The following is a 22,841-nucleotide window of genomic DNA, read 5'->3' on the forward strand; positions in this document are numbered from 1 at the left end:
GCGCGCCATTGGTGATTTGAAACAAAACGCACCGATTACGCCCCGGCATCGCCAAATAGGAAACAGTATGAGCACCGCAGACCTCGACCTTCCGCGCAGTCGCCCCGTATTGCTCAACTATGGGGAATTGGTGTTGCTGGGAATGGTCGCCGCGATTGGGCTGCTGACCGCAGTGCTGGCGGTGGCGTGGGGACAGCCCGTTGATTGGCCAGCGTTTTTGCAGCCGGTTGGCACTGGGCTGACCTTGGCCGCGCTGGGCGTCTATGCCCGCCTGAGACGCGGCATGGTGCGGGCGGGTCTGCTGATGGTCGGCGTGTCGATGTACGTCAACTTTGGCGCGTTCATGTCGATCCTGATTTATCTGTTCTTTCCCATCGCGACCCTGCCAATTGACGCGACATTGATGCGGATCGACGCATGGGTTGGATTTTCGTGGCCTGATTTTGTCATATGGTTTGGACAATTCCCATGGCTGGGCAAGGCGTTGAGCTATGTCTACCTCAGTTCTTTGGCGCAGCTTATGGCTGTTGTGGTCATACTCGCTTGGATGAACCGGGCCAAGACGCTGTGTGTTTATGTCATGACCGCGTCACTGGCCCTGTTTTGCATTGCGATGATCTGGGGTGCCCTGCCCAGCTTCGGACCGTCGCCCTACGTCACAATACCGCCGGACATCTCGGCCAAGCTGGGATTGATCCACAATCATGCCTACGGTGCCCGTTTGATGGAGCTTGCGACGGACGGCGTGCGCGTGATCACGCCGGACGTGATTATCGGCACGATTGCCTTTCCGTCCTTTCACACCGTTATGGCCTGTCTGGTCGTGTGGTTTTTGCGCGGAACGCCGATTTTCATCCCCGCCGCCTTGCTGAATGCGGCGATGGTTCCGGCGATCTTGCTGCACGGCGGACACCATTTGATTGATGTCGTGGCCGGTGTCGCGATCTTTGGCCTCGCGCTGGCCGTGTCGCAGGTTGTGATGCGCCCGATGCCGTCCGATGACCTGAGCTGACAGCACAGCGTCATAGAAATGTGATCCGTCGCGTGTTAGTGTTTTTCGAAACAAATCTTCGGGAAAGCTGAAAACATGACCGTGATGCCCAATGTCTATGATGCAGAGCCCATCCCGCAAAATGCCTTGGCCGCTGTGCAGCACATTCTGCAGACGGGTGATCTGTTCCGCTACACATCAGATGCGTCCCCTGTTGCAATGCTGGAAGAGGAGTTCGCGGCAGCCCTTGGGGCCAAATATGCATTGGCTGTTTCGTCATGTTCCGCAGCGCTGTTTCTATCGCTGAAAACGCTTGGCCTGCCACGCGACGCAGAGGTCCTGATCCCGGCATTTACATTTGGCGCCGTGCCCTCGGCGGTCGTGCATGCCGACTGCGTTCCGGTCCTGTGCGAATGTGGCGACAATTACCGCATTGATCTGGACGATTTTGCGGACAAGCTGCCCGATGTGCAGGCGGTCATTATCAGCCATATGCGCGGGCATACATCGGACATGGACGCGATCATGGCGCTTTGCGACGCCGCCGGTATTCCCGTGATTGAAGACGCCGCCCATTCGCTGGGCACTACATGGGGCGGACGCAATATCGGAACGATTGGCAAAATCGGCTGCTTTAGCTTTCAGTCATACAAACTGCTGAACGCAGGCGAAGGTGGTATCTTGATTTCGGATGATCCCGACCTGATGGCCCGCGCCGTCATCATGTCTGGCGCGTATGAACATAACTGGAAAAAACATCCTGTTCTGCAAGGCGCGTTTGCCAAATGGCAAAACCAGTTGCCGCTTTACAACCAACGGCTCAACACGCTTTCTGCCGCGATCATACGGCCACAATTGACCGAACTGGCCCGGCGCGTCGCCGATGGCCGCCGCAACCATGATCACGTCGCCGCCCGGTTGAACCAGTCACGGTGGATTGATGTTCCCGCAAAACTGGCCCCCGAGCAGCGCGCGCCAGATTCGATCCAGTTTAACCTTGTCGATCTTGAGCGCGATCAGATTGACCAATTTGTTGCCGCCGCCGCCGTGGCAGGCATCAAGGTACAGGTCTTTGGTCAAAGCGCCGACAACGCCCGCGCGTTTTGGAATTGGCAATTTCTGGGGGATCTGCCCGACCTGCCCAAAACCCGCGCGATGCTGATGCGGGCCTGCGATGTCCGGCTGCCCGCGCGGCTGACGCTTGATGAATGTAGCGTCATCGCCACGACGCTTTGTCGCGTCATGGACGATGTCATGCAACCCGCGCGGGCCTACGGCACCTAAGCGGCTACAGCAACGTCAGCTTGTCGGCCAACCACGGATAATCCCTGGTCGCGGGCTGCACGATCATCTGCCCGATCAACGGCTTGAGACGTGCCGCAATGGTGGTCGGCATGTCGCCCAGACTGTCCTGTCGCGCCGTAAGCGATATCGTCCGGGTGAGCGGTGCAAACGGCAACGGCACCAAATCCACCTCTGTCCGAAAACGCTGCGCGCGCAACCATCCCAGCGGTGTCAGGATTGTCCAGCCATTGCCACCGGCCACCATGGCCATGATGGCGTGATAACTGTCCAGCTCGAACCGGTAGGTCAGGTGCAGGTTCTGACGTGCGAGATGGGCCGCAATCACCCGGCCCATATGATGCCGGGTCGTGTATTGGATCAACGGCACCTCGCGCAGTTGGTCAATGACATTGCCGCCCTGCAGCATGCCTTTGGGAACGGCAGCCACAAAAGGTTCTTCCAGCAACGCATGCACTTCCATGCCCGGAATTCTTTGCCCCATGTCAGCAGCAACGATCACGTCCAGCGCCCGCGCATCCAGCAGGTCAAACAAACGGTGAGACGCCCCGGTTTCCAGCAAAAATTGACAATTTTTCAGCTCGACACTCATCTTGCCCAACAAGTCAGGCGTCACGTCCGCGTCAAAATCCTCGATCATGCCCAGCCGAAACCGGGTTAGATGGCTAAAGTCGGCCATGGCCAGTTCGGCCTTTGCCTGATCGGCCTCGTTCAGGATTGTATTGGCACGGCGCAAGAACATCGCGCCGGCGGGGGTCAGGGATACGGGCCGCGCGCTGCGGTTCAGCAGCACCGCCCCAAGGGTGCCCTCAAGATTGGTTAATTGCTGGCTGACAGTCGCGGCAGAACTGCCCAGACGGCGGGCGGCCGCAGAGATTGAAGCCTCCTCGGCGGTTGCCACAAAAACCTCGATACCCCAGAGGGTGATTTTGCCGGTGGTTGTCATGTGATCCTCTGTGCCACTGCGGCTACGCTACGGACAATCCGCAAGGGCCGCAATCAGGTCATTGAAAGGCAACCGACACAAGCATATCGTCCGCCACAACGTATTCATGAGGTTCCACATGCCCAACACATCCCCCAATAGCTGGGAAGCCCGCGCCGAAGCCAACTCGTTCTACGGCTTCACCGATCTGCCCACCGTAAAAGAGCGCGGCATGATTGTGTTGTCCCATGGCAAGGGCCCTTACGTCTATGACATGCAGGGTCGCGAATATCTCGACAGCAACTCTGGCCTTTGGAATATGGTGGCAGGCTTCGACCACCCCGGACTGATCGCGGCCGCACAGGAACAATACGCACGTTTCCCCGGCTACCATTCGTTCTTTGGCCGGATGTCGGACCAGACGGTGATGCTGTCGGAAAAACTGGTCGAAGTGTCCCCCTTTGCGCGGGGCAAGGTATTCTACACAAACTCCGGCTCTGAGGCGAACGACACGATGGTCAAAATGCTGTGGTTCCTTGGCCAATCCGAGGGCAAGCCACAACGGCGCAAGATCCTGACGCGGGTGAATGCCTATCATGGGGTCACGGCGGTATCGGCGTCGATGACGGGCAAAGCCTATAACAGTGTCTTTGGCCTGCCTTTGGAGGGGTTTATCCACCTGAGCTGTCCACACTACTGGCGTTTCGGGCATGCGGGCGAGAGTGAAGCACAGTTCACCGCCCGTATGGCTGCCGAGTTGGAAGATACTATTCTGCGCGAAGGCGCCGACACCATCGCCGGTTTCTTTGCTGAACCTGTGATGGGCGCGGGCGGTGTCATCCCCCCATCGGCAGGATATTTTCAGGCCGTCCAGCCAATCTTGAAAAAATATGGGATTCCACTGATCGCAGATGAGGTGATCACGGGATTCGGGCGGACGGGCAACACATGGGGCTGCGAGACATATGATTTCATGCCCGATGCAATTATTTCCTCCAAAAACCTGACCGCTGGTTTCTTTCCGATGGGCGCCGTCATCCTTGGGCCTGACCTGGCCGACCGCCTGCAAACGGCAACGGAAGTGATCGAGGAATTTCCACATGGCTTTACCGCCTCGGGGCACCCTGTCGGCTGCGCGATCGCACTCAAGGCCATTGACGTCGTCATGAACGAAGGACTGGCCGAAAACGTGCGTGCCATGACGCCTTTGTTCGAGGAAGGCATGGCACGGCTGGCCGAACACAAGAACATCGGCGAATGGCGCGGCAAAGGGTTAATGGGCGCACTGGAGGCGGTCGCCGACAAGGACACCAAACGGCCCTTTGACGGATCACTGTCGGTCAGCGAACGGATCGCAAACGCCTGTACCGATCAAGGGTTGATCTGCCGCCCGCTTGGGCAAGCCGTCGTCCTGTGCCCACCGTTCATTTTCACGCCATCACATATGGACGAAATGTTCAGCAAGCTGGAAAAGGCGCTGAATACGGTATTCGCAGACGTCGCGTAACCCGCCGCTAACCCAGAGCGCGTGAAGTCGCGCCATGCAAACGGCGACCTTCATCCACCCTACTTGGGCAAAATCGGCTCGGCCCGGTATGCCATGCCATGCGGTGGAAACCAGCGGGGGTATGCGGCGACAGGTTGTCGATGTCGTGCGAGAAGCGGGCGTGCCTGCTTTCGTGTCGGACATGCGGCGCCGTGGTTTCAGGCTTGTCCGCACACGACACTACCTTGTTGTCGTGTGCGACCCGGAACCAATTGCGATACTGTGCTGACCCAGAAAACCGAGATTCTGGAAGTTTGGTGGAACAGAACAAATTTCCGGAAATTCGTGCGCTGTTATTTCCCGAGCTTAGAGAGTTTTTCCTGCAACGCCGCCAATTGATCCTTGATCTCGCCCAGATCATCACCCTCTTTTGCGGGTCCGGTTGCACCGGGGATCAGACCACCGGTCATCGCCTTGAAAAACGCTTGTTGCTGCGCGCGCATCGCATCAAACCCGGGCATTGCGGCCATCGGGCTGGCTTTGGTCATATTCTCCATTGCCTTTGACTGCCCATCGCGCAGCATTTCGAAACTGGCCTTCAAAAACTGCGGCACAACAGATGCGGCCTGACTGGTGTAGCTGCGCACCAGATCGGTCAGCACATCAACCGGCAACACACTTTCGCCCCGGCTTTCATGCTCTGCGATAATCTGCAACAGGTACTGGCGGGTCAGATCATCGCCGGACTTCAGATCAACGATCTGCACTTCACGGCCCTCGCGGATGAACGATGCGATGTCTTCCAGTGTCACGTAATCGCTCGTCTCTGTGTTATATAGACGTCGGCTTGCGTAGCGCTTGATCAATAGCGGTTTGTTGGTGTCAGCCACGGCCGTGCCTCCTAGAACATGTTGCAGTGCAGAAGAAGCCTATGCCGCGCACGCGCAAAAAGAAAGGGCCGATGCACCCCAAATAAAAAGGCGGCCCGCGCTATGCGGACCGCCTTTGCGATCTGACCTTCAGGGAGGCTAAAGGCCGATCAAATCAACTTACTTTGCTGCAGTTGTTGCTTTCTTTGCAGCAGCAGTCACATCGTCGGTTGCTTTCTTGGCAGCAGCAGTCATGTCCTCGGACATATCCTTGCCAGCGGCCAGAACCAGTTCCATGGTCTGTGTCTGTACTTTTTTCGCGATTTCAGCGAAAGCCGACATGTGCTCTGCAGCAGCTTCAGCAGATGCAGATGCGAAATCTGTCATTGCTTTTGCATAGTCGGCAGGCTCGGTCTTGGCAGTTGCCATTGCTTGCATCTTGCCCAGTGTGTCTTTTGCCCACTTCGCGGAAATCTCTGTCGACTTGCCAGCTGCGTCGATTGCAACTGTGGACATTTTCTCGGCCAGTGCGGTCTGGTTTTTGAATGCTTCTTCCATTGCTTTTGTATCAACGGGGAATGCGCCGCTCAGGTCTTTGAAGATCGCGGTAAAATCTTGTGTCTTAGCCATTGTAAAAGCCTTTCAGGTTTCTGCGGGGGAAACCCGCTGTTATCTCTGACACCAATATGCATGCTGCAGTGCAGCATTTCAAGCTTTTTCTGCAGTGCAGCATAACTTTTTTCCGCAATCAGGATTCTGTCAGGCTTAACGACTACTTAGCAATCACATAGGTCCCGGGTGCTGCGGCAAGCACCGGATGGCGCGCATCACCCGGTGCGCGCGCCGGCACTATCTTGCCTGACTTTTTGGACAACCATGCGTCCCACCGCGGCCACCACGATCCTGCATGCTTGTCGGCATCGGCCAGCCAATCATCCGCAGACGGCCCCAAATCAGGGTTCGTATAATGCCCATACTTGTTCTTTGACGGCGGGTTGATGATCCCTGCGATGTGGCCCGATTCCGATAGGATAAAGGTCTTGTCCTTCGATCCCATTTTTTGAACGCCCGCATAGCTGCTTTTCCATGCCGCAATATGGTCCGTCTCACAGGCGATGGCGCACAGCGGGATTGTCACATCCTTGATATGCACCGTCGTGCCGCAAATCTCAAACCCATCGGTCGCGAATTTGTCGGCCTGACATAGCCCTCTCAGGTATTCGACGGCCATGTGCGCCGGCAGATTGGTGCCGTCGCCATTCCAGTAGAGCAGATCAAAGGCAGGTGGCGCCTTGCCCATCATGTAGCTTTTAATCGCAGGCCCATAGATCAGATCATTCGCGCGCAGATACGAGAACGTGCGCGACATGAAAAAGGAATCAAGGATTCCGTTTTCCGCGACCTCTGCCTCGATCCCATCGACAAAGTCATCCTGCAGGAACACCCCGACCTCGCCCCGGTCAGAAAAGTCTGTCAGCGTGGTAAAGAAGGTCGCCGCGTTCACGGACGTATCCTTGCGCTGCTTCATCAAGGCCAGCGTCAACGACAAGGTTGTCCCGGCAATGCAATACCCCACGGCGTTCACCTTTTTGACACCACATATCGCCTTAACCTCATCAATAGCTGTCAAATAGCCTTCCTCGACGTAGTCGCTCATCGAGGTATCGCGATACGCATCATCGGGGTTCACCCAAGACACTACAAAGACGGTATAACCTTGATCGACGGCCCATTTGATCAGGCTATTTTGTGGTTTCAGGTCCAGAATGTAGAATTTATTGATCCATGGCGGAAAGATGATCAAAGGCGTCTCATGGACGGTTTCGGTCGATGGCGCATATTGGATCAGCTCGAACATGCGATTGCGAAAGACAACGGAACCCGGCGTCGTGGCCAGGTTTTCGCCCAGCTTGAACGCCTTTTTGTCGGCCAGGGTCACGATCAGATCGCCGTTGTTCGCCTCCAGGTCGGCCACCATATTTTCCAGCCCCGCGACAAGGCTCTGGCCCTCTGTCTCGGCGGCGAGCGCCAGCGCTTCGGGGTTGGTTGGCAGGAAATTCGTCGGGCTGATCATATCCACCAACTGCTGGCTGAAATAGCGTAGCCGCTTTTTCTCCTCGGAATCGAGCGTATCAATATCGTCCACTGCCTGCTGTACGGCTGCGGCATTCATCAGGTACTGCTGTTTGATAAAGTTAAAGTACGGGTTCGTATCCCACAACGCGTGACTGAACCGGCGATCTGTGGGCGTCTCATCGGTGGGCGCTTCCAGCTTGCCTTGGGCCAGAAGATGCTGCGCTTCGACATAATGCTTTACCGATTTACCCCAAAATTCCAGCTGATGCTCGATCAGCTTGGCGGGGTTATGCATCATTTCAGTCATATAGCCGGTGGCTGCCTTGAGATAGAGATCCTGATTGGGGCCGCGCAGCGCCGGGGGCACGGCGCGGGCCTGACCCAGCGCCTTTAAAAGACGCTGCGTCAACTCTTCTACACGGGCCAGATTCGCTTCTAATTTTGCAACATTGTGGCCGGAAGTGACGCCCGTTTCTAAATCGTTAGTTGTCATCTTAGCTTTCCTGTGCCTATGCTGCAGGTGCAGCATAATGTCTGCGCGCACCTGTTTGGAGATATGTGATGAAGTATATGATGACCTATGACCTGATGGAAAGCGCGCGCAACACCAATCAATGGCTGGGTGCCACGGCGCGTGCCTTTGCATCCTATCCGATGATGTCTTTCGGGGCAAACCCCGCAATGGATTGGCTCAAGGCATGGGGCGAAGTCACCGAACGCACCTTTGCGCGCATGGTGGTCAAGCCGGACTGGAACCTGCCGCCCGTGACCTGCGAAAAAGGCCGCGATCATCCTGTGGTGATTGAAACTGTCGTCTCGCGCCCGTTCGGCGATCTGATCCATTTCACGACGCCCGGCCGGGCCCCAAGCAAGCGCCGGGTTTTGTTGGTCGCACCGATGTCAGGCCACTATGCGACGCTGCTGCGCAAAACCGTGATCAGCCTGCTGCCCGATTGCGACGTCTATATCACCGACTGGCACAATGCCCGCGACATTCCCGTCAGCGCAGGCAAGTTCGATGTCGAAGATTACACACTTTATCTTGTTGATTTCATGCGCAAGCTGGGCGCGGACCTGCATGTCATCGCGGTTTGCCAGCCTGTGCCGCTGACACTGGCCGCGACGGCATATCTTGCCGAACAAGACCCAAGCGCGCAGCCCCGGTCCCTGACCCTGATCGGCGGCCCCGTTGATCCAGAGGCGAACCATACCGAAGTCACCGACTTTGGCCGCTCTGTCACGATGGGCCAGCTGGAACAGACAATGATCCAACGCGTCGGCTTTCAGCACTCGGGCGTCGGTCGCATGGTCTATCCCGGCCTGCTGCAGCTTGCGTCTTTCATCTCGATGAACAGCGAAACCCACGCCAACGCGTTCCGCGACCAGATTATCAAAACGGCCAAAGGCGAAGCTGGCGACCACGACAAACACAACGTGTTTTACGATGAATATCTGGCGGTTATGGATATGCCCGCCGAATTCTATCTTTCCACGGTACAGCATATCTTCAAAGGCCGCGACATCGCCCGTAACGATTTTGTCGTTGCCGGGCACAAAGTTGATATGGGCAAGATCACGACCGTTGCCGTTAAGATCGTTGAAGGCGAAAAGGACGACATCTCGGCACCGGGTCAATGCCTTGCGGCACTTGGCCTTCTGACCGGACTGCCTGACGACAAAAAGGCGTCGCACCTTGAACCGGGCGCGGGCCACTTTGGTATTTTCGCAGGCGCAAGCTGGCGCAATAACATTCGCCCGCTTGTACTGAATTTCATTGATGCCAATGCACAGACGGCAGCCAAGGCCGCAAACAAAAACGCTGCCGCTTAACGCCGAAGCACGAGCGGCTGCCGCATCCATCTGCGCAGGGCGTCTGACACAGCGTCGGGCGCCTCGAGCGTGGGCAGATAGCCGGCACCATCAATCACTTCAAGCGCCGCATAGGGGATAAATTCCGCCATGAATTGATGGCGCTTGAGCGGGTATTGTCCGTCGTCCATGCCGCAGATCACAACGGTGGGCTGGGTCATCTTGCGCAGTGTCGCTTGCTGATCCTTGCGCCGCTGTAGGGCGCGCGCCTGTTTCACATAGGCGTCGGGGCCCAGCGCCAGCGCCATATCGGTCAGCAGACGCACCAAACCGACCTTGTCCGTCGTCGGGGCCATCCAAGTTGAATTCACTTCGTGCTGCACGACCCTGTCGAACTGCCCTGCCCGCGCGGCAATAATCTGTGGCTCGCGGGCGGCGGCGGCTTGGGGTGTATCGGCTTGCGGGCTGGTGCTGATCAAGGCGATGCGCGTCACGCGGTCAGCGGCACGGCGCAGCACCTCCATCGCGACCATGCCGCCCATCCCCATACCCGCCAGCGCGAATTTCGATGGCGCCCATGTCAGGATTTGCGAGGCGATTTCTTCCATCCGTTCACCCTTGTGGGTCGGGGCAATCATCACCGCATGATCATGCGACAAGTCACGGATTTGATCCGCAAAAACCCGCGCGTCACACAGCATCGGCGGGATCAGGAGCAGCGTTTCACGTGGCATATGCGCGGCGTCGCTTTGGCATGCTCAGACCCTGTTTGGTTTTCCAGCAGTCTGACCCGGCACGGGCCACATCGCAAGCCACCATAGCCCGGCAAGCCAAGCAGAAATCCGCCTGGGCCGGGCGGGATCACCCAAGCGCGCGCACCGCCGCCGCCAAAACATCCGCGACCGAACCTTCCATCAGCGCCAGACACCGCGCGTCCGAAAACCGATGATCCGCGCCGTCCACTAGCGTCAGGCGCATATCGGGCCCTTGCGCATGCGCCAACAGCCGCAACGCCACCGTCACATCGACATCCCGGTCTGCCGTGCCCTGCAAAAACCGGACCGGAAATGGCAACGACAGCGGTTCGCGCAGCACCAAGCGGCTGCGGCCCTCTTCGATCAACCGTTTGGTGATGATATATGGCGCACCATAGTCCGACGGCAGCGCCACCTGCCCCGCCATCAGCGCGGCCTTTTGCGCTGCGGAAAATCCGGCCCAGATGCTGTCTTCGGTGAAATCGGGGGCTGCGGCAATTGTCACCAGACCCGCCAGCTTTTCGGGCATTTCGCGCGCGATAAGCAGTGAAATCCAACCGCCCATCGACGACCCGACAAGCACGACCGGCCCCGCAATCAACGCAATCGCCGCACAGGCATCTTCGTACCAGTCGCCGATTGCGCCGTCGGTAAACGCCCCGCTGCTTTCGCCGTGCCCGGAATAATCAAACCGCAAGAAGGCGCGGCCATGGCGGCGCGCCCAATTTTCCAGATGCACCGCCTTGGTGCCCTGCATATCCGACTTGAAACCACCCAGAAACACTATCCCCGGCCCGGTGCCGTCTGTGAGATGATAGGCAATCCGCCGCCCCTGCGGCGTCACCAATGTCTTAGCCATGCTGTACCTCTTCCAAACCCGTTTCCAATGCTGGTGCACCAGAACACATCGCGGCAAGCAGACCAAGCATCGGCGTCACAAGGCCCGCAACGGTATTGGATAGCGCTCTATGATTGGGCGCGCTCAGCCGCCCCCCAACTGGACCGTGATCAGCCCGTCAGATCAAGGTCAGTCTCCGGTCTAGGCGCAGTTCAGCCGCCGACGTAGACCGATGTTCTGGGCCGGAAAAATATTTTTTGATCGTGCAAACGACCCAACAATTCTTCGCCGGTACGCTGATCCTGTTCAATGACGCGGATCGATTCCAGATGTGCCGGGTTTTCTTCTGTCAGGGCCAAACGCATCCGCGACAATTCACGACCACGCGCGCGCAGCGCCTCTTCGATCAGGTCAATGTCGGCAATGCTCAGATCAAACGTGCGGTTATAGCTTGGCATATCATGTCCCCATCATCAGCGTTTCCCATAGGAAACTACCGTCGCTTTTACACCCGCATGCGTCGCAGTCAACGTATATCTAAGCATACAATGGTGTTCCCACGATCCCCACTTGACCCTTTTTGCGCAAAAGGTCATTTAACCCGGACACATACCCGCAACCGGGCGTTCCGTGGGCGCCAAACTGACGAGGAGCCGACATATGGCCCAGATTTCCCTGACTTTTCCTGATGGTAACAGCCGCGCCTATGACGCAGGCGTGACGGCCGCCGACGTCGCGGCTGACATTTCATCTTCGCTGCGCAAAAAAGCGATCAGTGCGACGGTGAACGGCGCGCACTGGGATTTGCAATGGCCGATAAATGCGAATTCGTCTATTGCAATCAATACGATGAAAGATGAAGCTACTGCGCTAGAGCTGGTCCGCCACGACCTTGCCCACATCATGGCGCGCGCGGTGCAGGAAATCTGGCCCGACGTGCAGGTCACAATCGGCCCCGTGATCAAAGACGGCTGGTACTATGATTTTGACCGCGCCGCGGCATTCACACCCGAAGATCTGGCCGTGATCGAAAAAAAGATGAAGGACATCATCAACAAGCGCGATGAGGTCCGGACAGAAATTTGGGACCGCCCCAAGGCCATCCAATATTATCAAGACCGCGGCGAGCCCTATAAGGTCGAATTGATCGAAAGCATCCCCGGCGATGAACCATTGCGCATGTATTGGCATGGCGATTGGCAGGACCTGTGCCGTGGCCCGCATTTGCAGAATACCGGCCAGGTGCCTGCGGATGCATTCAAACTGATGTCCATTGCCGGGGCGTACTGGCGTGGAGACAGCAACCGCCCGATGCTGCAGCGGATCTACGGGACGGCATTTACCAACAAGGAGGGTCTCAAGGCGCATCTGCATATGCTGGAGGAAGCCGCCAAACGCGACCACCGCAAGCTGGGCCGCGAAATGGACCTGTTCCACATGCAAGAAGAGGCCCCCGGTCAGGTGTTTTGGCACCCAAATGGCTGGACCGTTTACACCGAATTGCAGGATTACATGCGCCGCCGCCAGCGCGCGGATGGCTATGTTGAGGTGAACACACCGCAGGTCGTGGATCGCAAGCTGTGGGAAGCGTCGGGGCATTGGGAAAAATATCAAGAGCATATGTTCATCGTCGAGGTGGACGAAGAACACGCGCGCGAAAAATCCGTGAACGCGCTCAAGCCGATGAACTGCCCCTGCCATGTTCAGATATTCAACCAAGGCCTGAAATCTTATCGCGATCTGCCGCTGCGCATGGCCGAGTTTGGGTCATGCAACCGTTACGAGCCCTCGGGCGCGCTGCACGGGATCATGCGGGTGCGTGGCTTTACCCAAGACGACGGCCATATTTTCTGCCGCGAGGACCAGATAGAGGCGGAAACAGCCGCGTTCATCACATTTCTGAGCAAGACCTACAAAGATCTTGGGTTCGAGAACTTCAGCGTCAAGTTTTCGGACCGGCCCGACGTCAGGTCCGGGTCGGATGAGGTGTGGGATAAATCAGAAGCTGCCCTGCTTTCAGCCACCCGCGCGGCCGGGATCGAACCGACGATGAACCCCGGCGAAGGGGCGTTCTATGGCCCCAAACTCGAATTCGTCCTGACCGACGCCATCGGGCGCGACTGGCAATGTGGCACGATCCAGGTAGACCTTGTGTTGCCCGAACGGCTGGACGCAAATTATGTCGGCGTGGATGGTAACAAGCATCGGCCTGTCATGCTGCACCGCGCGACGCTTGGCTCGTTTGAGCGGTTCATCGGCATCTTGATCGAAGAACACGCGGGCAAGCTGCCGTTTTGGCTGGCCCCGCGTCAGGTGGTTGTCGCCGCAATCATATCAGACGCCGATGCTTATGTGCATGAGGTTGTCGCGGCACTGAAGGCCGTCGGCGTGCGGGCCGAGGCGGATGTGCGCAACGAAAAGATCAACTATAAGGTGCGCGAACATTCTGTCGGCAAGGTGCCTGTCATTCTGGCGCTTGGCGCCCGCGAAGTCCAAGAGCGCACGGTCACCGCAAGGCGGCTGGGGGAAAACCGGACATCTGTAACATCTCTGGACGAGATCGTAGCAGAGCTACGCAAAAGCGCCACGCCGCCCGATTTATTGTAACATTCCAGCGCTGGAACCTGTAACAAACCCGTCGCTGGACACAGCGGCGGGTTTTTTGTTTTCCATGATATACAGGCTGCGTCAGGCTGCCGCAGGTGCGCGGCAACTCAACTGACCTCACAGAAACGCGATGCACAGGCCTGTGAATGGCATTGGACAGGCCGCCTCAGTTAAAGTTTGCTCATCGCCGATCTCTGGTGAACAAACAACCCAACCGAACCAAAGGAAATTTCCTATGTCGAATGCTACGAAAACGCTCATCCTTGCCACCGCTGTTGCAACCGCACTGACTGGGCTTGCCACCAATGCCTCTGCCGCTGGCGACGAAAAATGTTTCGGTGTGTCCCTTGCAGGCGCAAATGACTGCGCGGCTGGCCCCGGCACAACATGCGCCGGCACCTCGACGGTCGACTATCAGGGCAACGCTTGGACGCTGGTCCCCGAAGGCACATGTGCAGGCATCGAGCTGCCCGCAGCCGCAGACGGCACCGCGCGTGCGGGTGCGTTGGAAGCGCTTGAGCGTGATCTGCCAGCGTAACCGATCCAAACCGTAGGGTGGGTTAAAACCCACCTTACAACATCACTTGCCGGGGACCGGAAATGCTTGATGCTGCGCACCATACTTCATTGCCGCCACGGCCCGGCGTTGGCTACAAGCCTCAGCATTACGCCGATATCATGTCGCATCCTGACCCGGTTGCGTGGATTGAAGTCCATGCCGAAAACTACATGGGTGACGGCGGCCGCCCCATCGCGCAGTTGCGCCAGTTGGCCGAACGCTTTGCCGTCTCGGTCCACGGTGTGGGTCTGTCGATTGGCGGCGAAGGCAATCTGGACCGCGATCACCTTGCCCGCCTGAAACATCTGGTCGGCTGGCTAAATCCCGCCAGCTTTTCCGAGCATCTGGCCTGGTCGACCCACGACAGTCATTTCTTTAACGACCTCCTGCCCCTGCCCTATAATGCCGCGACGCTGGCACGCGTCGCTGCGCATATCAATCAGGTGCAAGACACCATCGGCCGCCGCATGCTGCTGGAAAACCCGTCCAGCTATCTGGCATTTGCAGACGCGACGATGTCCGAGACCGACTTTTTACGCGAAGTGAGCGCCCGTACCGGATGTGGCCTGCTTTTGGATGTGAACAACGTCTTTGTCAGCGCCACCAACCTCAAGACGTCGCCGCAGGCCTATATCGACGCATTCCCGCTGGACGCCGTTGGCGAAATCCATCTTGGCGGCCATGACGTGGACGAAGACGAAACCGGGGCACCGTTATTGATCGACAGCCACGGCAAGCCCGTGGTCGATCCGGTCTGGGCGCTACTTGATTACACCCTCGACCGGGCGGGCGCAAAGCCATTGCTGATCGAGTGGGACAATGACGTACCCGCGTGGCCGGTTCTTGCGGCCCAGGCAACGCGCGCCGACGCGGCACTGGCGCTGGTGGCATGATGGGCGTTGACCATGCGACGTTTACCGCAACGATCCTGAACCCCGACGCGACGGTCCCCGCCGGGTTGCAGAACCCGGACGGAACCACCGCCAGCAAACGCTTTGATGTTTACCGCAACAATGTGGCGGTCAGCCTGTCGGACGCATTGGAAACCGCGTTTCCGATCACCCGCAAATTGGTGGGAAACGCTTTTTTTCGCGCAATGGCGGGGGTTTACCTGCGCAAGCACCCGCCGACATCGCCGCTGATGATGTTTTATGGGGCACAGATGCCCCAATTTCTGCGGCGATTTGATCCTGCAAAATCAATCGCGTATCTGCCCGATATCGCAGCACTGGAATTGGCGCTGCGCCATGCCTACCACGCTGCGGACGCCACACCGGTGGACGCCCAGCGCCTTGGCGTGCTGGCCCCAGACGCCCTGATGGGTGCCCGTCTGCGTATTGCGCCCGCGATCACGACTGTCACGTCGGATTTTCCGATCTACAGCATCTACCGCGCCAACACGGTCACGGACGCGCCCAAGCCCGTCATGCAGGCCGAAACCGTGCTGATCACGCGCGCCCGGTTTGACCCCGAAATCCACCCGATCAATGCTGCGGCGGCGCGCCTTATCGCCGCTCTTGCCGATGGCCAATCGCTTGGTCAGGCGGCAGCACTTGCTGATGAAACCCTCGACCTTGGCGCGATCCTGGGGCTGCTTCTGGCCCAAGGTGCGGTGACAGATATTTACTGAAAGGCCTTTTCAATGGACATGATAACCACACTCAATCGGTTCGCCGATCCGATCAACCGCGCCGGCAATCACATCTTGCCGCTACTGGCGCGACTGGTCTTTGCCGGCGTGTTGCTGATGTATTTCTGGCGATCGGGATTGACCAAGGTCGGCGATGGGGTTCTGGGCATTTTCACCCCCCGCTCTGGCGCCTATGTCCAGATTTTTCCCAAGGCGATGGAAGCCGTCGGCTATGACACGTCACAACTGACCTTTTTCCACTGGGCCGTTGTGTTCGGCGGCACTGTCGCAGAGTTTGTGCTGCCATTGCTCATCATCGTGGGCTTACTGACCCGACTGTCCGCCATGGCGATGATCGGGTTCATCGTAGTTCAATCGCTGACCGACCTTTACGGTCATGGCGGTATTGCACACGAAGGGACGCTGGGCGCATGGTTTGACAAGATGCCCGATGCGCTGATCCTTGATCAGCGGGCGTTTTGGATACTGGCGCTGCTTGTCTTGGTGTTCAAAGGGGCCGGTGCGCTGTCGGTTGATCGCATTTTGTTCAAAAATGCGCCCTAGGCTCATCAGGCTTGCCCGCCGCAATGGCGAGCAAGCCGCCAAGAGCGGCAAAACCAATCGGAAACATCGTCGCGACGTTGAAACCGAAAGCTGCGTAAAAACAGACCGCTGCGACCAACATCAAGACACCGCCCCAAAGTGCGCGCGCCTTGGCCATTGCACCGCCCGCTATCGCCAACAAAGGCGCGATGAAACTGGCAAAGCGGATAAAGCCGGGGTTTTCGAACACGCCAAAGAATTGCCCCACTTCGGCATGGCGTTCTGACAATTCGGCATAGCCATAGCCAAACAGGCCAACAAAAATTCCCATCAAACCCGCGATCAGGCCCAGTGTCAGGGCAGCGTTGCGCATTGGTATCTCCCTATTGATTTGTCTTCACATACGCGCAGCGTGATCATTCGCCAAGGTGTATCGCCTGCACCTGGGGTTTCCAGCCAATCGTCCACTGCCCATCGGTTTCGATCACCGGGCGTTTCATCACCGTAGGGTGTGCGGCAAGCAATGCCGCAGGCCCTGCTGTCTTTTCGGCATCTGACAGGCTGCGCCATGTCGCCGATGCCTTGTTGATCGCGCCTGCGCCGAACTGCACGACGATCCGCGACAGGTCTGCGGGTGCCAGACCGTCGGCGCGCACATCAATGACGTCGGGTGTGTGCCCCGCAGCCTGCAACGCCCGGAGCGCTTTGCGGCAGGTATCGCAGGATTTCAGACCGAAGAAACGCATTTTGCCTCCTTATTGTGCAATGGGCTGCGGACTTGCGCGCCCGCCGCGCAGACGGGTGGCAAAACCCAAAGGCGACCGGCATGCCAAGCGGCACCGTCATCTTGTCAGCGCGTCAAAAGGGTATGGTCTATTACGCCCGACGAGGGGAAAGGCGGTTGGTGGACAGGCTTACGGCCTCTTGGCTCAGCCGATCGACCAAGTCGGTTTTCACCGGCTGGAACGCGTCACGGTCGGTATCCTTGGCCAAAAGCGATGGGCGGGATGTCTTGTTCATTTCGTCCCCAGTGCGTGTTTGATCGCAACGAATTTTTACTGGAAACTGCCACGTACATCTGCGGCAGATCGCACGACACAACCCCAAGGTTAGACGGCTGCGATGGCAATGTCATCCCATTTCATCACGAAAACAGGCCTGTCCAAATTCTACATAACCCGTACATGCCGCGTACATACGTTTGTACGGCACCCACAGCCATTCACCGGCATCGTTGCAAATAAGTAACGCGTGCCGCGTCGTGCGATCACAGCCAGACTGATTGCGCGGCGGCGTCCCAGCCCAGCGTCCAGCGGGTGCCGTCGGTGATGACGGGGCGGGCCATGAGCGCGGGCTGATCGGCCAGTTGGGCATCTGTTTCGGACTCCCGCATCCACGCGGTGAGGTTGCGGAAGGCTTGGGATTTGCGGTCCACCAGATTGTCACCGAATTCATGGATCAGCGGGGCCCAGTCCGCATCTGACATCGGCGCGGCCCGGATATCGCGGAAGGTGACCTTGTGGCCTGCGGCGTCGAGTGCCTTGCGGGCTTTGTTGCAGTCGGAACAGGTGGGCAGGCCATAGAGGATCATTTTGGTTCGTCCATGTTGTGGATGTTGATGATCAATTAACCATCCTTGGCGAACATGTGCCATGTCCAAATACCGCCGCCCCCGGCGCCCCGGCGCAACCGTGTTCTTTACCGTCAACCTTGCGGACCGGTCATCGGATTTATTGGTGCGCGAGATTGCGACGTTGCGCAAAGCCGTCGCGCAGACACAGACAGAGCGGCCATTCAGGATCGACGCTTGGGTTGTGCTGCCCGATCACATGCATTGCGTTTGGACATTGCCCGAGGGGGACGCCGATTTTTCGATGCGCATGGGAGCGATCAAAGGCCGGTTTTCGCGGATGGTGCGTAGGTCGGGGTTTACCCCGACTCCCCCGCTTCCCCCGCTGAAAAACACGCATAGCGTTGTTGGTGGCCGGGTCAGAGTCGGGGAGAACCCCGACCTACGAGATGAGGTTTCGATTTGGCAGAAACGATTTTGGGAGCATCACATTCGCAATGATGCCGATTACGCGGCCCATGTGCATTATTGCTGGATCAATCCCGTGAAGCACGGGTTGGTGGAGACACCCGACGCGTGGCCGTATTCGTCATATCACCGCGATCATCCGTAGGGTGCGCAACGTTGCCGCCTCCAAACATGAAGCAAATCTTGGTGCAACTTTTCCCGGAATAAGTAAATTTCCCTACATCAAAATCATCTACGAAATTTATCCATTTTTGAGATGTGTAAAGCCCAACTACCCAACAGCCCCCATAAATTCACGCCATTCGCCCTTGGACATCCCGGACGTCTCTTGCGTGACCTCTTCGCCCTTCAGCATTCTTCGCACACAATCCAACGCCTTGCCCGAGAGGGTCGCGCCGCCCATGCGGTAGTCCTCGAATGCGCCGTAGGCGGCGGGCACCCAGTCGGCGACGACTTTGCAGATGGCGTCGGCGTAGACACGGATCTCGTATTGGGCGTGGGCGTCGGCGCGCAGGCGCAGGAAGTGGAACAGGTTGTGCAGGTCCACTTTCCAGTACCATTGGGTGTAGATGTTGGCGGGCAGGTTCATCCGCGCCAATTCGCGCGCGAGGCCGTTCTTGGGATTTCCATCGGTGTCCTGTTCGCCGATCATTTCGGCGTAGTGGTCATAGGCCTGTGCTGCGTCGCCCTTGAGGATTTCCAGCACGCGGGCGGATTCCGCCTCGGTCAGCATTTCCCCCCTGCCCTGATTGTTGATCACCGATTGCGCGGCCAGCTGGGACGCTTCGGGGATATAGAATTCGCGGTCAAGGATCGAATAGCGCGCAGAGTATTCGTTGACGTTCGCGGTCCGGTGCCTGATCCACTGGCGGGCGACGAAGACGGGCAGTTTGACGTGCAGTTTGACTTCGCACATTTCGAACGGGGTCGAATGCCAGTGGCGCATCAGATAGCGGATCAGACCTTCGTCGTTCTGGACCGATTTGGTCCCTTTACCATAGGATACGCGGGCTGCCTGACAGATCGCCGCATCGTCGCCCATGTAGTCGATGACGCGGATAAACCCGTGATCAAGCACGTCGTGGGCTTTGTATAAATGCGCCTCCATCCCTTCGGAGACGGCGCGCAGGGTCGGTTTGGGGGTCGCGCGCAGGGCGTCGATTTCGGCCTGTTGGTCGGGGGTGATGGGCATCCGTGTTCTCCGGGCATTGATGAGTCGTAGCCGGACTATACGGATTGGCGGGCTGTGGCAAAACCTCCATAGCGGGAAAACAAACTGGGCGGGGCCGCTTTTGATCGTTGACACGGGGGGTGGTGGGCAAGATGTTCGAAACAAAGAAAAACAATCGAGGCATTGAGAGCATGAAAAACTTTGTATCTATGGCAGCGTTGCTGGCGCTATTGGCTGCATGTGGTGATGGGCAGCCGTTTGATGACGTGACCGATCCCGATACGGGCGGCGGTACCGATACTGACGGTGAGGTGCCGGTAAACGGTGTTCCCGCCGCTGTTGCCGGGGACATGAAAGCGGCGAGCTATAACGCGGACACAGGCACGCTGTTGGTGCAGATTTCGCTGGACGGGGATGATGTGCTGCAAGCCTATACAGCCGCCGGAGCCGTTGGTGTTTATGACCGGTTTACGCAACAAGATGACCCGTTGGACCGTGCCTTTACCGCGTTTGCAGGTGAATCGACAGACGGTAGCGTGACCGCCGTCGTTGCCATGGATGGCGGCCAGTTCAACAGATACTTTGGCGGCATCACGTTTACGCAGGATGGCTATGTTGCGCCGGACAGCGGTTTGGCCAGCTATGCAGGCAACTACGTTGGGTTGTTGAATTTTGGTCCTCCAGTTGGGAACGCGCCCGGCGGTACACCGGGCGAGGTTATTCCGTATCAGTCGCTTCAGGTCACCGGAGAGGTGTTTTTGAATGCCGACTTCACTGACAATCTGGTGAATGGTGCGATCTATAACCGCAGCAGTGATTTTGGCGCAATGCCGTCTGTCGCTCTTATCGTGGCCGACGTGGGGTCAAACGGCGCCTTTGAGGGCATTGTGGAGATAAGCGACCGAGACCCGTTGGCTGATGCTCCGGGCGCAACCGTTGGCACCTACGCGGGAACATTTGGTGGTACGAATGCCGCCGGTGTTGCGGGTGGTATTTTTCTTGACGGTGATTTCCTAGGCGATACTTTTGAGAATGAAAACGAATACGGCATCTTCGTTCTGGACCAATGTGTCGGCGGTGGTGTTCCCACCGTTTGTTCGAGTGTCGAAGACGTAGATGAATAAACACGTACTCGCGCTGGTGGCCTGCCTTTTGGGGTCGGCTGCCAGCGCACAGACAACCGTCGATGTGTCGATCGAAGACGCCCGTGTCATTGCGACGCGGGCGCTTTTCGCCGGGGATACGGCATTGGCATTGCAGATCGCGCTGCGACTGTTGGAGGCTGACCCCAATGATCGTGCGGCGCTGCTTGTCGTGGCCGCCGCGGCACCGCGTTTGGGTGATCCAAAGACGGGCCGGCGTGCTGGCGCGCGCGCATGGGCGGTATCGCAGACCGATGTGCAAAAGTACGAAGCGGCCCGTTTGACGGCGTTGGCCGCCGCGAACGAAGAACGCTATACGCTGGCGACGTTTTGGTTGCGCCGCGCACTGACAGTTGCGCCAAACCCGGACGAAGAAGCCAAGACGCTGCGCGATGCCGCCGGCGTGCGCCGGATCAACCCGTGGTCCACACGGCTGGGGCTTTCGGTGGTGCCGTCAAATAACATCAATGGCGGGGCCACTGATGAAACGCTGACCGCCCCCGGCCTGCCCGATGGGACGCTGTCGCCGGATGCGCTGGCGCTGGGCGGCGTGCGTGCCACGCTAAGTTTTCGCACCCAGTATCGCCTGCGCGCGACCGAGAAAAGCCGCACGACCGTTGCGTTGCAGTATCAGGCATCGCGGGTCCGGTTGAATGACAACGTGGACGTCGACGTGGCCGACAGTGAATTTTCCACCGACGCGACGGAAATGACGCTTGGCTATGATCGCGCATTGGAGACGGGTAGTCTGGGCGCCAGCGTGACGGTTGGCACCTTTGATTTCGGCGGCGAGGATTATTTCGATTTCAAACGACTGGCGCTCAGCCGCAATGTTGCGCTGTCGGACACGACCGGGTTGCAGTTATCGGTGCAACGCGAACAGCAGACCTATGTATCGACCGGGATCGGGACCGTTGACCGCTATGTGCTGCGCACGTCGGTGTCGCGCAAACTGGCCAGTGGCAATCGGGTTGGCACCGCGCTGACCTATACGGTCAGTGAGGGTGACAGCGTCAACTACACCTTTGACGACTGGAGCATTCAAGGGTCGTACAACTGGGCAGAGCCATTTGGCCCGATCAGTCTGGGCATCAGCGGCGGGATCAAATGGACCGATTATCCTGATTACCGCCTGATCGCGTTTGTGGATGGTGGCAGGGAAGATGTCAGCGTGTTTTACAATCTGAACATCGGCTTTCCCGATGTCAGCTATGCCGGGTTCAGCCCCGGCCTTGCGATCAGCGGCAGCATTGCCGAAAGCAACGTCAGCCGCTTTACCCGCGATACATTGTCAGTCGCGCTGACCGTCAATTCGACGTTCTGACACCGTCGTCGATTTCGGTAATGAACGCACGCTCCCCGCCAAGGTCGGAGAATGCGCGTGTCCGGCAACTCAACACGATGATCTGCTGATCCCGCGCAATTTGGGCCAGCATGTTGAACATTGTTGAAATCCGCTCGTCATCCGTGTGGACCAAAGCGTCATCCAGAATGATCGGAACATGATTGCCGTGCTTGGAGAACAGCTTTGCAAAAGCCAGCCGTGTCAGGATCGCGATCTGCTCGAACGCTCCACCCGAAAGAACCTCGACTTTGTCCGTCACGCCGTTGCGCGTTATCGCCTCGATGAGAAGCTTGTCCGCGTCGATCTGAAATTCCGCGCCCGCATGCAGTTGTCGCAGCAAGGGCAGCAGCTCATTCCGCACGGGTTCGAAATAGGTCTCCTGGGCATCGGCTCTGGCTGCCTCGAGGTGAGAAATCAACAGCCGCACCGCCTTCACGTGGCGCGCGAATTGAGCGGACCTTTCTTCGGCACGAACAAGCTTTCCTGTTACCTCTGCCAGCTTTTCCTCCACGGCACCCTCGGATTGCGTGTAAATCGCGCCGTTCAGTCGCGCGCGTTCTCTTTCCTGACGGTTGATTTCCTTCCGGTCTTCCTCGTCTGCTTGCACAGCGCGTTCGTGTTTGGCCTCCGCCGCCGACAGGTCGGGGGCGGCCAGTCGCAAGCCATCGACCGCATTGCGCGCCGCAGTGATCTGTTGTGCCTTATCCATCCCGGACCGATTAAGCGCATGTAGCTTCCCGGCCTCATCCGCCGAT

The 22,841-nt window shown here is 58.1% G+C and carries 24 protein-coding genes and 1 pseudogene; 12 read left to right on the forward strand and 13 right to left on the reverse strand.

Features of this window, described 5'->3' with window-relative positions:
- The first annotated feature begins 67 nt into the window (after nucleotides 1–67).
- Nucleotides 68–1,012, forward strand: coding sequence for a phosphatase PAP2 family protein (locus tag QZ196_RS07270; RefSeq protein ID WP_296425140.1), 945 nt, complete (start codon nucleotides 68–70; stop codon nucleotides 1,010–1,012).
- Nucleotides 1,013–1,087: 75 nt separating this feature from the next.
- Nucleotides 1,088–2,275, forward strand: coding sequence for an aminotransferase class I/II-fold pyridoxal phosphate-dependent enzyme (locus QZ196_RS07275; RefSeq protein ID WP_296425141.1), 1,188 nt, complete (start codon nucleotides 1,088–1,090; stop codon nucleotides 2,273–2,275).
- A gap of 4 nt (nucleotides 2,276–2,279) precedes the next feature.
- Here QZ196_RS07275 and QZ196_RS07280 read toward each other — a convergent pair whose 3' ends face one another.
- Nucleotides 2,280–3,239: a LysR family transcriptional regulator gene (locus QZ196_RS07280; RefSeq protein WP_296425142.1), complete on the reverse strand. Its 960-nt coding sequence runs from the start codon at nucleotides 3,237–3,239 to the stop codon at nucleotides 2,280–2,282.
- 118 nt (nucleotides 3,240–3,357) lie between these two features.
- On the opposite strand from QZ196_RS07280, the gene QZ196_RS07285 reads away from it, so the two are divergent.
- On the forward strand, nucleotides 3,358–4,725 hold the full coding sequence (locus QZ196_RS07285; RefSeq protein ID WP_296425143.1) for an aminotransferase: 1,368 nt from the start codon (nucleotides 3,358–3,360) through the stop codon (nucleotides 4,723–4,725).
- A 332-nt stretch (nucleotides 4,726–5,057) separates the two neighbouring features.
- On the opposite strand, the gene phaR is transcribed toward QZ196_RS07285, so the two are convergent.
- From phaR to phaC, 3 genes are all read right to left on the reverse strand, one after another.
- The gene (gene phaR / locus QZ196_RS07290; RefSeq protein ID WP_296425144.1) at nucleotides 5,058–5,594 is read right to left on the reverse strand and encodes a polyhydroxyalkanoate synthesis repressor PhaR; all 537 of its coding nucleotides are present in this window, start codon (nucleotides 5,592–5,594) and stop codon (nucleotides 5,058–5,060) included.
- A 159-nt stretch (nucleotides 5,595–5,753) separates the two neighbouring features.
- Nucleotides 5,754–6,203, reverse strand: coding sequence for a phasin family protein (locus QZ196_RS07295; protein WP_296425145.1), 450 nt, complete (start codon nucleotides 6,201–6,203; stop codon nucleotides 5,754–5,756).
- Between the two features lie 142 nt (nucleotides 6,204–6,345).
- On the reverse strand, nucleotides 6,346–8,142 hold the full coding sequence (phaC, locus tag QZ196_RS07300) for a class I poly(R)-hydroxyalkanoic acid synthase (RefSeq protein ID WP_296425146.1): 1,797 nt from the start codon (nucleotides 8,140–8,142) through the stop codon (nucleotides 6,346–6,348).
- 68 nt (nucleotides 8,143–8,210) lie between these two features.
- Between phaC and phaZ the strand changes: the two genes are divergently transcribed.
- Nucleotides 8,211–9,479 carry a polyhydroxyalkanoate depolymerase gene (phaZ, locus tag QZ196_RS07305; protein ID WP_296425147.1) on the forward strand — a complete coding sequence of 423 codons (1,269 nt, stop codon included), beginning with the start codon at nucleotides 8,211–8,213 and terminating at the stop codon, nucleotides 9,477–9,479.
- Here the strand turns inward: phaZ and QZ196_RS07310 are convergent.
- The 3 genes from QZ196_RS07310 to QZ196_RS07320 all read right to left on the reverse strand — a co-directional run bounded on the left by QZ196_RS07310 (nucleotide 9,476) and on the right by QZ196_RS07320 (nucleotide 11,509).
- On the reverse strand, nucleotides 9,476–10,192 hold the full coding sequence (locus tag QZ196_RS07310; protein ID WP_296425148.1) for an alpha/beta hydrolase: 717 nt from the start codon (nucleotides 10,190–10,192) through the stop codon (nucleotides 9,476–9,478). The two genes, phaZ and QZ196_RS07310, sit on opposite strands and share 4 nt — an antisense overlap.
- Nucleotides 10,193–10,319: 127 nt before the next feature.
- A complete protein-coding gene (locus QZ196_RS07315) occupies nucleotides 10,320–11,072 on the reverse strand; it encodes an alpha/beta hydrolase (RefSeq protein WP_296425149.1) in 753 nt (250 codons plus the stop codon).
- A gap of 191 nt (nucleotides 11,073–11,263) precedes the next feature.
- Entirely contained in the window at nucleotides 11,264–11,509 is a 246-nt protein-coding gene (locus QZ196_RS07320) for a hypothetical protein (RefSeq protein WP_296425150.1), read from the reverse strand.
- A 202-nt stretch (nucleotides 11,510–11,711) separates the two neighbouring features.
- Between QZ196_RS07320 and thrS the strand changes: the two genes are divergently transcribed.
- The 5 genes from thrS to QZ196_RS07345 all read left to right on the forward strand — a co-directional run bounded on the left by thrS (nucleotide 11,712) and on the right by QZ196_RS07345 (nucleotide 16,411).
- Nucleotides 11,712–13,658 carry a threonine--tRNA ligase gene (gene thrS / locus QZ196_RS07325; protein ID WP_296425151.1) on the forward strand — a complete coding sequence of 649 codons (1,947 nt, stop codon included), beginning with the start codon at nucleotides 11,712–11,714 and terminating at the stop codon, nucleotides 13,656–13,658.
- Nucleotides 13,659–13,893: 235 nt separating this feature from the next.
- Entirely contained in the window at nucleotides 13,894–14,196 is a 303-nt protein-coding gene (locus QZ196_RS07330) for a DUF2282 domain-containing protein (protein ID WP_296425152.1), read from the forward strand.
- 62 nt (nucleotides 14,197–14,258) lie between these two features.
- Entirely contained in the window at nucleotides 14,259–15,110 is an 852-nt protein-coding gene (locus tag QZ196_RS07335) for a DUF692 domain-containing protein (protein WP_296425153.1), read from the forward strand.
- Nucleotides 15,107–15,847: a DNA-binding domain-containing protein gene (locus QZ196_RS07340; RefSeq protein WP_296425154.1), complete on the forward strand. Its 741-nt coding sequence runs from the start codon at nucleotides 15,107–15,109 to the stop codon at nucleotides 15,845–15,847. Before QZ196_RS07335 ends, QZ196_RS07340 begins: the two co-directional genes overlap by 4 nt.
- Nucleotides 15,848–15,865: 18 nt before the next feature.
- On the forward strand, nucleotides 15,866–16,411 hold the full coding sequence (locus QZ196_RS07345) for a DoxX family protein (RefSeq protein WP_296425168.1): 546 nt from the start codon (nucleotides 15,866–15,868) through the stop codon (nucleotides 16,409–16,411).
- Here the strand turns inward: QZ196_RS07345 and QZ196_RS07350 are convergent.
- From QZ196_RS07350 to QZ196_RS07365, 4 genes are all read right to left on the reverse strand, one after another.
- Nucleotides 16,395–16,763, reverse strand: coding sequence for a hypothetical protein (locus QZ196_RS07350; RefSeq protein ID WP_296425155.1), 369 nt, complete (start codon nucleotides 16,761–16,763; stop codon nucleotides 16,395–16,397). The genes QZ196_RS07345 and QZ196_RS07350 overlap by 17 nt on opposite strands.
- Before the next feature lie 43 nt (nucleotides 16,764–16,806).
- Nucleotides 16,807–17,136 carry an ArsC/Spx/MgsR family protein gene (locus QZ196_RS07355; protein ID WP_296425156.1) on the reverse strand — a complete coding sequence of 110 codons (330 nt, stop codon included), beginning with the start codon at nucleotides 17,134–17,136 and terminating at the stop codon, nucleotides 16,807–16,809.
- A gap of 130 nt (nucleotides 17,137–17,266) precedes the next feature.
- Nucleotides 17,267–17,410: a hypothetical protein gene (locus tag QZ196_RS07360; RefSeq protein WP_296425157.1), complete on the reverse strand. Its 144-nt coding sequence runs from the start codon at nucleotides 17,408–17,410 to the stop codon at nucleotides 17,267–17,269.
- A gap of 247 nt (nucleotides 17,411–17,657) precedes the next feature.
- Nucleotides 17,658–17,981, reverse strand: a complete 324-nt coding sequence (locus tag QZ196_RS07365) for an ArsC/Spx/MgsR family protein (protein WP_296425158.1) — start codon at nucleotides 17,979–17,981, stop codon at nucleotides 17,658–17,660.
- A 61-nt stretch (nucleotides 17,982–18,042) separates the two neighbouring features.
- Here QZ196_RS07365 and QZ196_RS07370 point away from each other — a divergent pair, with 61 nt between their 5' ends.
- Nucleotides 18,043–18,573: a transposase gene (locus QZ196_RS07370; protein WP_296425159.1), complete on the forward strand. Its 531-nt coding sequence runs from the start codon at nucleotides 18,043–18,045 to the stop codon at nucleotides 18,571–18,573.
- 126 nt (nucleotides 18,574–18,699) lie between these two features.
- Here QZ196_RS07370 and thyX read toward each other — a convergent pair whose 3' ends face one another.
- Nucleotides 18,700–19,620 (reverse strand): FAD-dependent thymidylate synthase, encoded by a 921-nt coding sequence (thyX, locus tag QZ196_RS07375; RefSeq protein WP_296425160.1) that lies wholly within the window; start codon nucleotides 19,618–19,620, stop codon nucleotides 18,700–18,702.
- 170 nt (nucleotides 19,621–19,790) lie between these two features.
- On the opposite strand from thyX, the gene QZ196_RS07380 reads away from it, so the two are divergent.
- Together QZ196_RS07380 and QZ196_RS07385 are read left to right on the forward strand one after the other, a co-directional pair.
- Nucleotides 19,791–20,723 (forward strand): thymidylate synthase, encoded by a 933-nt coding sequence (locus QZ196_RS07380; protein ID WP_296425161.1) that lies wholly within the window; start codon nucleotides 19,791–19,793, stop codon nucleotides 20,721–20,723.
- A complete protein-coding gene (locus tag QZ196_RS07385) occupies nucleotides 20,716–22,065 on the forward strand; it encodes a surface lipoprotein assembly modifier (RefSeq protein WP_296425162.1) in 1,350 nt (449 codons plus the stop codon). Before QZ196_RS07380 ends, QZ196_RS07385 begins: the two co-directional genes overlap by 8 nt.
- On the opposite strand, the pseudogene QZ196_RS07390 reads toward QZ196_RS07385, so the two are convergent.
- Nucleotides 22,049–22,841: pseudogene (locus tag QZ196_RS07390) on the reverse strand (hypothetical protein); the annotation flags it as partial. The gene QZ196_RS07385 and the pseudogene QZ196_RS07390 sit on opposite strands and share 17 nt — an antisense overlap.

It is taken from the genome of Yoonia sp., from assembly GCF_017854565.1.
Taxonomy (GTDB): domain Bacteria; phylum Pseudomonadota; class Alphaproteobacteria; order Rhodobacterales; family Rhodobacteraceae; genus Yoonia.